General features: G+C 36.5%; 13 protein-coding genes and 1 tRNA gene. 8 read left to right on the top strand and 6 right to left on the bottom strand.

From position 1 onward, the window contains the following. The first annotated feature begins 145 nt into the window (after positions 1 to 145). Together rpoD and NPX99_RS03470 are read left to right on the top strand one after the other, a co-directional pair. On the top strand, positions 146 to 2158 hold the full coding sequence (gene rpoD, locus NPX99_RS03475; protein WP_269030466.1) for an RNA polymerase sigma factor RpoD: 2013 nt from the start codon (positions 146 to 148) through the stop codon (positions 2156 to 2158). A 355-nt stretch (positions 2159 to 2513) separates the two neighbouring features. Then, on the top strand, positions 2514 to 2975 hold the full coding sequence (locus tag NPX99_RS03470) for a YcgN family cysteine cluster protein (protein ID WP_269030465.1): 462 nt from the start codon (positions 2514 to 2516) through the stop codon (positions 2973 to 2975). A gap of 38 nt (positions 2976 to 3013) precedes the next feature. Here NPX99_RS03470 and NPX99_RS03465 read toward each other — a convergent pair whose 3' ends face one another. Continuing rightward, positions 3014 to 3751 carry an SIMPL domain-containing protein gene (locus tag NPX99_RS03465; protein ID WP_269030464.1) on the bottom strand — a complete coding sequence of 246 codons (738 nt, stop codon included), beginning with the start codon at positions 3749 to 3751 and terminating at the stop codon, positions 3014 to 3016. A 173-nt stretch (positions 3752 to 3924) separates the two neighbouring features. Between NPX99_RS03465 and NPX99_RS03460 the strand changes: the two genes are divergently transcribed. Both NPX99_RS03460 and NPX99_RS03455 read left to right on the top strand, forming a co-directional pair. Further along, positions 3925 to 4001: transfer RNA gene (locus tag NPX99_RS03460), tRNA-Ile, on the top strand. A 1191-nt stretch (positions 4002 to 5192) separates the two neighbouring features. Beyond that, positions 5193 to 5375: a hypothetical protein gene (locus NPX99_RS03455; protein ID WP_269030462.1), complete on the top strand. Its 183-nt coding sequence runs from the start codon at positions 5193 to 5195 to the stop codon at positions 5373 to 5375. On the opposite strand, the gene NPX99_RS03450 is transcribed toward NPX99_RS03455, so the two are convergent. Continuing rightward, entirely contained in the window at positions 5299 to 5613 is a 315-nt protein-coding gene (locus NPX99_RS03450) for a helix-turn-helix domain-containing protein (RefSeq protein WP_269030460.1), read from the bottom strand. The two genes, NPX99_RS03455 and NPX99_RS03450, sit on opposite strands and share 77 nt — an antisense overlap. Before the next feature lie 476 nt (positions 5614 to 6089). On the opposite strand from NPX99_RS03450, the gene NPX99_RS03445 reads away from it, so the two are divergent. Next, the gene (locus NPX99_RS03445; protein WP_269030458.1) at positions 6090 to 6326 is read left to right on the top strand and encodes a hypothetical protein; all 237 of its coding nucleotides are present in this window, start codon (positions 6090 to 6092) and stop codon (positions 6324 to 6326) included. Positions 6327 to 6743: 417 nt separating this feature from the next. Continuing rightward, on the top strand, positions 6744 to 7058 hold the full coding sequence (locus NPX99_RS03440) for a hypothetical protein (RefSeq protein ID WP_269030457.1): 315 nt from the start codon (positions 6744 to 6746) through the stop codon (positions 7056 to 7058). Between the two features lie 558 nt (positions 7059 to 7616). Here the strand turns inward: NPX99_RS03440 and NPX99_RS03435 are convergent. Next, complete coding sequence (locus NPX99_RS03435; protein WP_269030456.1) at positions 7617 to 7796, bottom strand: YegP family protein; 180 nt, start codon at positions 7794 to 7796, stop codon at positions 7617 to 7619. A gap of 405 nt (positions 7797 to 8201) precedes the next feature. Further along, positions 8202 to 8741, bottom strand: a complete 540-nt coding sequence (locus tag NPX99_RS03430) for a helix-turn-helix domain-containing protein (protein WP_269030454.1) — start codon at positions 8739 to 8741, stop codon at positions 8202 to 8204. Between the two features lie 342 nt (positions 8742 to 9083). Here NPX99_RS03430 and NPX99_RS03425 point away from each other — a divergent pair, with 342 nt between their 5' ends. Then, the gene (locus NPX99_RS03425) at positions 9084 to 10142 is read left to right on the top strand and encodes a DUF475 domain-containing protein (RefSeq protein ID WP_269030452.1); all 1059 of its coding nucleotides are present in this window, start codon (positions 9084 to 9086) and stop codon (positions 10140 to 10142) included. Between the two features lie 39 nt (positions 10143 to 10181). Here NPX99_RS03425 and pncA read toward each other — a convergent pair whose 3' ends face one another. Both pncA and NPX99_RS03415 read right to left on the bottom strand, forming a co-directional pair. Beyond that, complete coding sequence (gene pncA / locus NPX99_RS03420; RefSeq protein WP_269030450.1) at positions 10182 to 10790, bottom strand: bifunctional nicotinamidase/pyrazinamidase; 609 nt, start codon at positions 10788 to 10790, stop codon at positions 10182 to 10184. A gap of 47 nt (positions 10791 to 10837) precedes the next feature. Beyond that, a complete protein-coding gene (locus NPX99_RS03415) occupies positions 10838 to 11374 on the bottom strand; it encodes a hypothetical protein (RefSeq protein WP_269030448.1) in 537 nt (178 codons plus the stop codon). 162 nt (positions 11375 to 11536) lie between these two features. Between NPX99_RS03415 and ettA the strand changes: the two genes are divergently transcribed. Continuing rightward, on the top strand, positions 11537 to 13186 hold the full coding sequence (gene ettA / locus NPX99_RS03410) for an energy-dependent translational throttle protein EttA (RefSeq protein WP_269030446.1): 1650 nt from the start codon (positions 11537 to 11539) through the stop codon (positions 13184 to 13186). The last annotated feature ends 388 nt before the right edge of the window (positions 13187 to 13574 follow it).

The raw sequence follows: 13574 nt of genomic DNA, 5'->3' as shown, positions 1-13574 counted from the left end.
GAATGAAGCGCGTATACAAAATGTATTCTTTCCAATAGTAATCTCCTTAAAGAGGAAGTATATATAAGAAACTGTTGATACGTTAAGTGAGAACGCAAAAAACTGGTCACGTGGAAGCTGTGGAGTGATCAAGTGGAGTTACGGTATGGCAACAAAGGTTAAACAGAAAGATAATGTGGAAGTAATAAGCCAAGCGAGTTTGGATAGCCCTCTTCTTGATTTTTCTGATGATGCCATCAAGAAAATGGTTAAACTCGCTAAAAAAAATGGTTATGTGACGATGGATGAATTGAATGCAGTTCTTCCTTCTGAAGAGGTTACCTCCGAACAAATTGAAGATATCTTGGCGATGTTTTCTGAGATGGGTATTAATGTCGTGGATGATGAAGATGAGATCGATTCTGAACACGACGAAGGAGAAGTTACGGTAGAGGGAGGAGATCTCGTAGAGGCCTCTAGCCACGCAATTGCAACGACAACCAATAAGCGTGAAGTAACAGATCGTACAGATGATCCCGTGCGTATGTATTTGCGTGAAATGGGAGCTGTTGAGCTGCTTTCACGGGAAGGCGAAATTGCTATTGCTAAGCGTATTGAAGCAGGGCGTGAGACAATGATTGCTGGACTTTGTGAAAGTCCTTTGACTTTTCAAGCTCTTATTATCTGGCGTGAGGAACTGAGAGAGCAGCGTATTCTTCTTCGTGAAATTATTGATCTTGAAATGACTTATGCTGGTCCAGAGGCAAAACAGGCTCCTGTTGTTGAACGAAGTGAAGTTGATAAGATAAAAGAGGAAAAGAGCTCTTCTGCTATGCGTAATATGGAGGGGATTGCGGAAGAGAGGGGCGTTGAGGACGATGAAGAAGATGATGACGAAGTTAACTTGTCGCTTGCTGCAATGGAAAATGAACTTTGTCCTCAAGTCATGGAAACATTAGATTTTATAGCACAAACTTATGTAAAATTACGGAAATTACAAGATCAACATGTTGAAAGCAGTTTGGCAGAGCGTAAAGAGGGCGCTCTTTCACCTTCTCAGAAGAAAAAATATATTCAATTAAAGAGTGAGTTGATTCAAGCAGTAAAATCCCTTTCTCTGAACCAAAATCGTATCGAATCTTTGGTTGAGCAGCTTTATGACATCAATAAGAGGCTGATTCATAATGAGGGTAAGCTGAAAAGAATAGCCAATAGTTATGGCATTGGTCATGAGGACTTTTTAAAAGAATACCAAGGGCGTGAGTTGGATGCGGATTGGTTAAATTATATTGCAACTTTGCCAGGATCTGGTTGGAAAGAATTTTCAAGGCGCGAAGCGAAAGAAATTCAAAGACTGCGAAGCGAAATACAAAATCTTGCACAAGAAACAGCTATTTCAATTGGTGAATTTCGTCGCATTGTTACTCAAGTGCAGAAAGGTGAACGCGAATCCACGATTGCTAAAAAAGAAATGGTAGAAGCTAATCTCCGTCTTGTGATTTCAATTGCAAAAAAATACACCAATCGTGGTTTGCAGTTTCTTGATCTTATCCAAGAAGGCAATATCGGTTTGATGAAAGCTGTCGATAAATTTGAATATCGGCGTGGATACAAGTTTTCAACTTATGCAACGTGGTGGATTCGTCAGGCAATTACCCGTTCGATTGCTGATCAGGCGCGCACTATTCGTATCCCCGTTCATATGATTGAAACAATTAATAAAATCGTTCGCACTTCGCGTCAGATTCTCCATGAAATTGGACGAGAGCCCACACCAGAAGAATTGTCAAGCAAACTTTCTATGCCATTAGAAAAAGTGCGAAAAGTTCTTAAAATTGCAAAAGAACCTATTTCACTAGAAACACCTGTTGGTGATGAAGATGATTCTCATTTAGGTGATTTTATTGAGGATAGAAATGCATTATTGCCGATTGATGCAGCTATTCAGGCTAATCTACGGGATACAACAACTCGTGTTCTTGCTTCATTAACACCTCGTGAAGAACGCGTTTTGCGAATGCGTTTTGGTATAGGGATGAATACTGATCATACGTTGGAAGAAGTTGGTCAACAATTTTCAGTGACAAGGGAACGTATTCGTCAGATTGAAGCAAAGGCTCTTCGTAAATTAAAGCATCCGAGCCGTTCACGAAAATTGCGCAGCTTTCTCGATTCTTAAGAGAAGAGGAGCATTTTCAAAGATGTATCTCTTCTCTTGATGAATGGAGATAAAACACATATAGCGTAGTTTTTTGGGTGTTTTTTAGAAAGCTGAAGGCTGAGTGTTGAACGATCTGTAAAAAATTCGATGTTTAATATTTTTTTGGCTTTGATATTGGTGCTGTAATTTATAAAAACAACAGATACGCGGCATGAAATTATAAAGTCATTTCTCAAAGGAATGAACAATATTTTGGCATGTTAATGCGTGTAGAAATCATTTTTAAAGAAAAATTGATGAAACTATAAGGATGTAATTTTATTCCTTTTGCTTTTGGTAGTTTTTTATTTTTCAAAAAAATATGGACGATTTTATGAGTAAAGAAATTCCCTTTTGGAAAGTAAAAAAACTAGAAGAAATTTCCATTTCTGAGTGGGAGAGTCTCTGTGATGGTTGTGGGCGATGTTGTTTACACAAAGTAGAAGATGATGATACTGGAGATATTTATGCAACCAGTGTTGCTTGTCGTCTTTTAGATGCGGAAACTTGTCGGTGCCAAAACTATGTTCACCGTAAATCAATTGTTGCAGACTGTATATCACTAGATGTTGCAACGGTTAAAACAGCGCGTTGGCTTCCAAAAAATTGTGCGTATCGGTTGATTAATGAAGGAAAAGATCTTCAATGGTGGCATCCACTGGTATCAGGAAATTGGCAAACAGTACATCAAACACAGTTTTCTGCGCGTGGACAAATAGAAATTTACGATGATGAATTATTGAGTGAAGAAACCTATTTCAACCATATCACCGAACTTCTCTGTGAAGGCGAGTGATATGATTGTTTCGCGCAATAATTTATGGCGCATACGATTTAGTCTATAGCAAATACTACTGTAACGCTAACATTATAACCTAATTCACCGCCTGAGAAGTTTGTATCGGCGTAGCTCGCATGTGTTGCACTGCTCATCAGGCGTGCCTTTGGGTAATAATTGTCATTATTTTCATTGATTTCAATGATTTTTCCTAATTTTAAATTTGCTGCCTGCGCTATAGTTTGGGCTTTTTCAATGGCTTCAGTGATAGCTTTTTTACGTGCTTCTTGATAAAATGCTTTTGTATCGGCATTGGTAAAGGTAATGCTATTGACTGAGTTAACGCCCAGTGCCATTGCTTGATCAAATATTTTACCAGCATTGGCAAGATCACGAATACGCACTGTTAAAGAATTTGAAACATGATAGAGCTTTTCGTGATTCCTTCTGTCATGAGATTTCTCAGTGCTAGATTGATAAATGGACAAGCCTGATGTTTGTAAATCATTTGCTTGGATTCCATTGTTCTTAAAAGCAGCTACAATATCATTCATAGATTTATTATTGGCTGCTAATGCTTTTTGGGCAGTTTTATCCTCTGTAACAACAGCTAAGTTGATAATTGCCATATCCGGTGTTGCTTGGCTTTCACCAGTTGCAGTGACTGTAATGGTTGCGTTTTTCATTTTGCTTGCTTCGGCATGTATGGAGAGTGAACTGGCTAGCAGTGTAAGTACTATCATAGCTATTTTAACGCTATAATGATTCAGCGGTTGGAAAATTGTGTTTGTCATATCTGTTCCTTTACATTGATTAGTTTACTACTTTCTCATTTTTGGGTGTTCTTGTAAAGAAATTAGGGTACTCACGAGAAAAACCGATAGATAAAAAGAAAAAGATGGGTTATAATTTTAGATAGGCTCTTGTATCATAGGGCATTTTAGTTTAGAGAAAAGCAACCTGTGTGGGGCCTGTAGCTCAATTGGTTAGAGCCAGCGGCTCATAACCGCTTGGTTGGGGGTTCGAGTCCCTCCGGGCCCACCATTAAATGAAAAAAATATAAAGAAGTTTTGAGATTTATTATTCTTTGCTTTTTTATTTATCGTGAAGCTTTTAATGGTTGTTCTATTATTGAGTGGTTTTTCTACCGGCACATTTCTGTGTAGAATAGCTTCTTGCATTCTTCAGTTTAGTGAAAAGAGGCTTTTATTTACGGTACCACATTCTTTCTAAGCTTATGTATCGCTGTGTACTTTCTTAAATCCATCAGCTCATTTTTTTAATTTCTTCTGCATGATGTTTTTTCATAAAACTGGCGTATTAAAGTTTTTTAAAGAGTTGATTTTTGTTTTTTTCATAAGTGAATATTTTATTCACTAAGAGAAATTCTAAGTTTTTGCCTGTCATATAAAATCGGAAGAAAATACTTATTTTAAAGTAGTTCTTTCTATTTTTTAGTGAATGGTGTTTCTGTTACACTTTTACAACTGATCCGGACCGTATCATCATGATTTCAGATTCAATAAAAACATAATTTAGAAATGTTTATGTGTTCTATGTGGTCAAAGATGATAATATCTCTCGATGTTTTCTTTTCTAAGCTTAAGAACCTTTTTTCTTTTTGTAAATTCTTGTGTAATGTATGTGTGGGCGTCATTGAGGCTTGACCCATTGTATTTTTTAAAGTATTTCCATTTTCGTTCCTGATAAGTCTCTATGCTTATCTCAAGGGTGCTTTCAAGAGGAGGTAGCCTTTTGGGGAGGCATATCATAGAGTGGTAGGCAGCGCTGCTGTTCATAAGAACTGGAGATATCGCATTGTTGTGTTTTTACTTTGCGATATCATTTTAAAAATATAGGTAGTGCTGTATAGAATAAAATTGTGATATATTCTTCTTTCAAAATAAGCTTTTTCTTGTTCTCTCACGTAGAGGTTAGCAGTATTTTCAGAGATATCTTCACATCGCGATTAGCACTTGGTTCGAATCACAAGATCTGAGTAGTATTATTAGCGTTGTTGATAAAATGATGATGCCAGTTTTTTATAAAAAGGTCTGGATTGTGCGATGTTTTCTGTTTCACCATGGTACATAATCAACAGAATTCCATTTGATTTTATAAAACCAGTTTATACGCAACGGCTTCGATATAGTCTATTGCAAAAATTGGTTTCTAAGGTATGGGATATATTTAAACGCTTTAGCGTTGTATAGTTTGACTACGTGGAGTGTAACTATGAAGAATGACAAAAAAATTGAGGCAGCTTTATCCGATATTATTGTGAAATGGGAAGCTTTGTCTAAGGCTCAAAAACAAGAAATATTGGAAATAGTAGAAAATTCTACAAGTTCTGCTCAGTCAACAGAACATTTAAAGCTTCAATCTTCTTTTTATCTCCAGACGAAATCAAAGCAATGAGTTTTAAGTCTTCATCGGAGATGTTAAAACCAGTTATTACATATATGGCGCTAGCATTTCCGAGTGTGTTAAGAATAGCCATGAGTTTATCTACAGAGGGTCTTTTCCCTCCGTTTATCATTTGTTGTACGTAGTTTTGTCCACAGCCTGCTGCTTTGCTTATTTCAATCATTGTGCGTCCATCGCTTTTTATTAACTCAATTAAGCGTTGAAACCAATCTTTTTCAGTCTTTGTCATTTTTAGACCTTTACATATTTACGCTATAGCGTTAATACTACACTGCGAATCTAGAGTACGTGATACAAGGAGCGTAAAAATACCCATGCGTAGCTTTTCGCTTATGAAGGATATAGAGTTGTTTTTAACTAATAACAAAATGTTCCCATATACTTTCAGATTTGAATTAATAAAAAATAGTTCCTCAGTTGCACGATCGTGACAAAGTGAATGCGTATAACCCAGAGGTGGAAATACACCTAGTGCGTTTATGAAATGTCACTGATGTATACGCAACACCATTGTGAATCAAGATATACCCCAACATTGGCATTTGTAAGAAATTTCTGCAATTAAGGTGGTGTGTGGATATCATGAATCTCTACAACCTTAGGGAACAAGGTTATGGCTGTAGAGAATACAACAAATTCATTGGTGCAGGACACTGTTTTTTCTTTTGTTTTAATAGATTAAGTTACTGTTAAATGGTATGCCACATGTGTGCATTAAGAGGTTTTAAAAATATCAAAAAAAATGATCTTAGTGATTTTACAGAACATGAAGGTGATTGTTGGGTGAAGTGTAATATAAGTGCTAGACGCTTTATCGAAGATGGATGCGTTTTTGCTAATGCCATGTTTTATAATGGTGCCTATGTTTGTAATGACAACATTCTCTATGATAGTGCACAGATGAACTGTATGTTGCCTGTTTCCAGCTTTGTTTCATGGTAATGCACAGATGTATGGAAGTTTGGAGATTGGCAGTAGGCTGTATGTTTATGACAAGATGAAGATTTCTTTTAATTCCAATGGCTAATAGTAATGCGCATGTTAATGGAAGGAATCGCTTTTACAGTAATGTTCAAGTTTATAACGACGGGATTTTCCAAAATGTTAAAATTTTTGAGATTAGTTATATTCTTAGTGTTTTGTATAAATAAATACGGTGCCAATAGTATGAGGGTGTGGAATTGACAACTTCATAGGGCTTTTTTTGCATTGTTCATTAGATTGTTTAGTGGAGAAAATAAGGGTACTGAGCGTGATTTGTGCATCTAGTACGTGTAACTTGGCGTTCTTTTTTGATAGAGCGCGAGACAAAAAATTGGTCAAGACGGATGAATTTAATGGTATTTAAAGGATATCAACATGAGTGTAAATGAAATTTTATTAGGAGTGGTGATTGTCGTTTTGGTTTGCAGTGGATTCATGTTTCGCTTTGCTCTTTATTATCGTGATCAAGTTAAAGTTCTTAAAGAAGAAGCAAAAAAGATAAAGCATGAGTTCTTTAGAGATTCCATGAAGATAACTGAAGAACGAGATAGGGCGATTAGAGAGCAAAGTATGGTGATTAAAAGACGTGATCAAGCAATTAAAAAACTGAAAGAACAAATTAAGCAATATGAAGAGACCATAAAACAATATCAGGATGAGGGGAAATCTAAAGAGGATATGAAAAGGTAATTGTGCCTACATTTTATTGCCTACAGTTTTATATTGAATGCTGAATTAAAAGATTTTAAAGGCGTTAAAATAAGGAAATAAAAAGACGCAGGAGAGAGAAAGAGGTAACCTTTAGTCGTAAAAGACTGTAGGCTGGTGGTGAAGGTATATTTTGGGATAATGCCTTAATTTTATTCTAAACTATACTTTATGAAAGCATTCAAGTTTGTAGGAAAGTGATCATTATTAACAATCAAAAATTTATGGTGATGCACTAATTTATAGATATGTTAGAGTTACTAAGAATACACATATATGATCTTGGAGTCGTTTACCAAAAAACACAAGACTTTGAGAGTGTTGCTTGTTGATGGATTGAATAAGGAGTTTGATTGTTTGTTTGAGGACAAATGCAGCATCTACGAAAAATTTTTTATTTCACCGTCATTGGTGTATGCTAGAAATCACATAAAAACCTCTCTTCATCGAGAAAAAGGAAGTTCTCTTTATTCATCACTAAAGTGTAGTGCGGGATTCTCAATATAAAAAGTGTAAATTGTTATTTTAATGGTAGGAAGGTTAGGATTCTAGCTCTCTAATAAGGGCTTTATGCGTAATTTCTTTTATCTGCTCAATATTCATTAAGATGTCTTGTTTTGTTGGGTAACCCTTACTTGAAAAAGCAATCTTTTGTTCGTCTCCTGAAATTAAACGCCAGTACCATTGATTGTGAACACCTTGAAATACCTCAAAAAACATGCTTTCCACCTCATAAAATAGCCGTAATTTGTAGGATAAACACTCAACCACTACGACTATGTGCTAAGGTATGTCTCTATAGCGAGTAGTCAATATATTCCCCTTGATTTTTTTGTCTTAAACAATAATTTCTATGAGGGCTGCGAATATAATAACAAGAAAATATTTATTGTCAATAATCTATAAATAGGTATTCTATACTACAAAACTGGTTTTTTAAACTTTAATTACGGTGCATTTTTAGTTTATATTAGATTTTTTTATTTTGGTAAGCAAGTATACTGGGTTGTTTTACAAAATAAATTTCCACGTACAACAAAAAAACACCAGCATGGAAAAAACAAGAATGCTTCTTTCCGTGCTGATAAAATTTATATCCATTTCTATCCCTTATGATAAGGATATTTATTGATTAGCTATAATCTCTTTTTGCGATACACTTCGAATGAGTAAGTCAATAAATAAGCTAAGGGTATAAGAATTTGCCATTTTAGCTTTCATATCCATCAGAGAAGTTGCAGCTTTGGGATTAAGGCTATGAGATAAGCCTTGTTTTGACAAATATTGCTGCAACTTTTCATAAGAGCTATCAATTTTTTCTTGGTTTATTTTTTCACTATGATCACTGTTGGCAAGAATTTCTTCAAGCCCTTCCATTTTTTTTATAAAATAGTTCCAATCGAAGTCACTTTTATTATACTCGCTATCAAACATTTTTCCTTGTCCAGTTAAAAGCCAATTAATATTGACACCGTACAACGTGCGATATGTTTGTAAGACACTTAGATTGGGTTCTCTTTCTCCACGCTCATAAAAGGCAATGGAGTTTTTTGTCATGCTAAAACTTTTAGCCAGTGCTTCACGTGATGGATCCCCTAAAGCGAGGCGTACATAACGTAAACGTTTTCCAAATATAGTTTTTGATTCAGTTTCAGGACGTGCCACGAATTATCTCCCTCAGCAAATCATCATGGTATAGATTTTAACCATTAAAGGCACACTATGTATTAATAACTCATGATGTAATGTCAATATTTATAGTTTTATTTTTCTTTATTTTTTTAATTTTAATGAATAGAACGCGATTTTCAACTTATCGTATTACATATTATTTAAAATTGGTACTCATTTTAGAGAGAATATAAAATTTTCTGTGCTTTTCTTGTTTTTTTTCCAGAGATTCCATATAGAATCATTATATAGATTCTTTCTATTTTCACGTTAATGAATGCAATCTTTCGATTTATGTTACAAATGAACTCAAGAAGTAAATTGTGAGGAATGATCATGGCCTTATTAGGCTATTTTGGATGGGCTTTTTTTTTCACAATTGTTGGTGTCTTTATGGGAGGGGCGATTGGTTGGTTTGAAACAGAAAGTATTACTGGTTTTCTGAAATATTTTTTTATTTGCTGTGTGTTAGGAATTTTGGAAATTTCTCTCTCTTTTGATAATTCTATTATTAATGCTCGTGTTCTTGAAAAAATGGATCCGTTATGGCGCCGCCGTTTCCTGATATGGGGTATTTTGGTAGCCGTGTTTGGGATGCGAATTGTTTTTCCGTTATTGGTGGTTGCTATTGCTGTTGGAATTAATCCAATTGCAGCAGTGAAATTAGCGGTATGGGAACCACATCAATATGCAGCAATTTTAACAGATGCTCATGTGGGAATTGCAGCTTTTGGAGGAACTTTCCTGATAATGGTTGGTTTGAGATATTTTTTTGATTCCCAAAAAGAGGTGCATTGGCTCGCTTTTATAGAAAAACCGGCTCAGAAGTTTGGAACGCTTGCTGGCATTGATATTGCAATCGTTTTAACTTTGATATTGTTTTTTGCAGAACAGATTGCAAGAGAAGATAAAATGACTTTTTTGCTTGCTAGCCTTTATGGACTTTTGACGTTTATAGGTGTGGAAGCCATCAGTTCACTTTTAGATGCTCCAAAAACAACTTTAACAACAATTGCCAAAGGAGGGGCAGGTGCTTTCCTTTATTTAGAAATTCTGGATGCTAGTTTTTCTTTTGATGGCGTTATTGGTGCTTTTGCTTTTTCACACAATCTTTTTATTATTGCAATTGGTCTTGGTATAGGGGCATTTTATGTTCGCTCTATGACGATTATGCTGGTCGAATCAGGGGTATTGTTGCATTATCGTTATCTGGAGCATGGAGCTTTTTATGCTATCTTGGTTCTCGCGGTGATTATGTATCTGCAAACGATTATATCAGTTCCTGAAGTCTTAACAGGATTGGTGGGGAGCTGTATTCTTGGAATGGCTTTTTATTCATCTCTTCGTTTCAAGCGTCAGCATCTGAATAAACGCGGTGTCGCTGAGTCAAATTAAATTTTTTATAGTTACAATAAAAAGGCAGAAGAAGATATTTTAGGAAACCATTAAAAGTTCTATACCGGATTCGTTCATCGTTTTAAGCATGGTGTTAAGTGATCCGTTGAGATCAATACCAGCACAGGCATTGAGTGAAACGCTTACCTTAAAGCCACATTGTATAGCGTGAAGTGCAGAAAATCCTACACAAAAATCCGTTGCTAAGCCACACATAGCCAGCTTTGTAAAACCATGTTCTTTAAGGTAAGCTTGCAAGCCTGTTGGTGTTGTTTGATCATTTTCAAAAAAGGCAGAATAGCTATCAATTTTTTTATTGTAGCCTTTTCTAAGGATAAGTTGTGTCTTCTCAATTCTGAGAGATGTATGAAACTCTGCTCCTTGTGTTCCTTGTATACAATGATCAGGCCAAAGTATTTGAGGGCCATAGTTAAGCTCAACTGTGTCATAGGGCGCTTTTTCTGAATAGGAAGAAGCAAAGCTACAATGGTTTTTGGGGTGCCAGTCTTGGGTTAAGATAACATGATCAAATTGGTCTATGAGATTATTAATAGCAGGTATAATCGTATCGCTTTGTGGTACTGCAAGTGTTCCACCTGGTAAGAAGTCATTTTGAACATCAATAACGATTAAGACTTTTTTTTCCATGAATATGTTCCTATAGAAGGCTTACCTTTTGTGAGACTTTTTAGAAGCTATATTTCATCTTGAAGTTTCGAGATAATCTCACCGATATTGGTATTATTTTTGTAATTATCAAGCCACAAAAGGGGAAGAGATAGGTTTTGACAATTTTTTTTATAGTTTTTCACGAATTGTAACCATGTATCAATGGGGAGGGAACTATAGTCACTCATTGCTACATGTTTGTGTAAAGCCTTCATGATTCTCAAGCTTGGAACGTCAGATCCCATAAGGCGGCGGTCGTTTTGTAAACACAATTTGAGCCAGAGCAGTGCAAGAGGTGAGTCCCATTGTTTTCCGTGACACAAAATTGATGAAAAAAGAGAAGGGTTTTTTACTGCATAATGAACGGCCCATAACGCAAAAAAAGAAGGAGCATAGAGAATTGGTTTTCTTGGTGAGACTATATTCCATTGATAAGTTGGTTTAATACGATAAAAACACAATGTTGTATCTGGTATGGAAAAGAGAGGTGATGTTTGATAGCATGTTTCAGGCACAGCTAAAAAGATTTGCTTTTTGCTCTTCGAATGGGCAGTTTTTTGCATTTAGAACCATAGTGGGGCTTGTGAGAACAGAAAAAATATATCAGTATAAAGCAAAAAGCTTTCGTTACAATGCAAGCGTTCTTTACCGCACAGTGTAAGAAAAGCAAAAGAATTTTTTCAAAGTCCTCATCTTTTAGTATCGCACAATGTAAAGAGAAATTTATGGCACGTCAATTTATCTACCATATGGCTGGGCTTAACAAGTCTTACGGCAATAAAAAAATTTTAGAAAATATCCATTTGTCTTTCTATCCAGATGCAAAAATCGGCATTTTAGGACCGAATGGTGCAGGTAAATCAACTATTTTACGGATTATGGCTGGGCTAGATAAGGAATATACTGGAGAAGCGTGGCTTTCTGAAGGGGCGCGTTGTGGTTATCTGCCGCAAGAACCTCTTCTTGATACAAGCAAAGATGTGCGGGGCAATGTGATGGAAGGTGTTGCAGATAAACAGGCAATTCTCGAGCGTTATAATGAATTGATGATGAATTATAGTGAGGAAACAGCTGATGAAAGTGCACGTCTTCAGGATATTATCGACAGCCAAAATCTTTGGGATTTAGAAAGTCAAGTGGAAATGGCTATGGCGGCTCTTGGTTGTCCACCAGCTAATGAAAGTGTGATAAAGCTTTCAGGAGGTGAGAAACGGCGTGTTGCGCTTTGTAAATTGCTTTTGTCAAAACCTGATTTGTTGCTTTTGGACGAACCGACAAACCATTTAGATGCCGAAACGACGGCTTGGCTTGAAAGGCATTTACGCGAATATCCCGGTGCGGTGCTTTTGATTACACATGATCGTTATTTTCTCGATAATGTGACAGGTTGGATTTTAGAATTAGATCGTGGAAAAGGTATTCCTTATGAGGGGAACTATTCGGCTTATTTGGGGGCGAAAGCCAAACGTTTGGCTCAGGAAGGTCGGGAAGAGGCTGCGCGTCAGCGTGCTTTGTCGCGTGAGCAAGAATGGATAGCTTCTAGTCCAAAAGGGCGACAAGCAAAGTCAAAAGCTCGTATTAAGGCTTATGATGCGTTAGTTCAAGCTGCACGTGAGCGCCGTCCTGGAGAGGCACAAATCATTATTCCTATTGGCGAAAGATTGGGGCAGGTTGTCATTGAAGTTGATAACCTTTCTAAAGCATACGGTGCGCGTGTGTTGATTGATTCTCTCTCTTTCAAGCTTCCTGCGGGTGGTATTGTCGGAGTTATTGGTGCCAATGGTATGGGAAAGTCCACATTGTTTCAAATGTTGACGGGACAGGAACAGCCAGACTCTGGACAAATACGCATCGGTGAAACAGTCCATATGAGTTATGTTGATCAGAGTCGAGATTCTCTAGCGGGAGATAAAACTGTTTGGGAAGAAATTTCTGGTGGAAATGACGTTATCCAGTTAGGTAAATATGAGATGAATAGCCGCGCTTATTGTAGTGCTTTTAATTTCAAGGGAACAGATCAACAGCAGAAGGTTGCAAATTTATCAGGTGGGCAGCGCAATCGTGTCCATTTGGCTAAGCTTTTAAAGGAGGGAGGCAATGTTCTTCTCCTTGATGAACCAACAAATGATCTAGATACTGAAACATTAGGTGCACTAGAAGATGCATTGGAAAATTTTGCAGGCTGTGCAGTTATCATATCGCACGATCGTATGTTTCTTGATCGATTGGCAACACATATTTTGGCCTTCGAAGGGGATGGGCATGTCGAATGGTTTGAAGGTAATTTTGCCGAATATGAAGCTGATAAGGTTCGCCGTCTTGGTGCGGATGCTCTTAGTCCTAAACGTGCCAATTATAAGCCATTTACACGCTAGAGTTTCTTATCTTTTTTGAAATTCATTGAGAAAATGGTGATGCTGTCTAGTGTTTTTCAAAAGAAAGAGTATCTACTATGTTGTAAGTTTTTTTATTTGTTACTCCAAAATAAGAATTATAGTGTGGAATCTTTATAATATCTTTTACGGCAATACGTCGTTATGCTTTAATATGTTGGCGATGTATATGAGAGTTTGTTACAGATCAGGTTATAATGGAAGGGTGTGAATTTTATATGCAGTTGACAGGTTACGATGCAAGCAACTCTGCTGTTGTTTTAGGGGATAGCGGAAAGGAGTGCTGTTTATTTTCTAACAATTGTTTGTTTTTTATATAACAGAAAACAATATCAACAGAAGTGATGCAACTCTATGCCTTCTTCTTCAT

Source organism: Bartonella sp. 220B (assembly GCF_026930205.1).
Classification (GTDB): Bacteria; Pseudomonadota; Alphaproteobacteria; order Rhizobiales; family Rhizobiaceae; genus Bartonella.
Note: the sequence above shows the minus strand (reverse complement) of the source record. Positions and strands in the feature narration are given on the sequence as shown.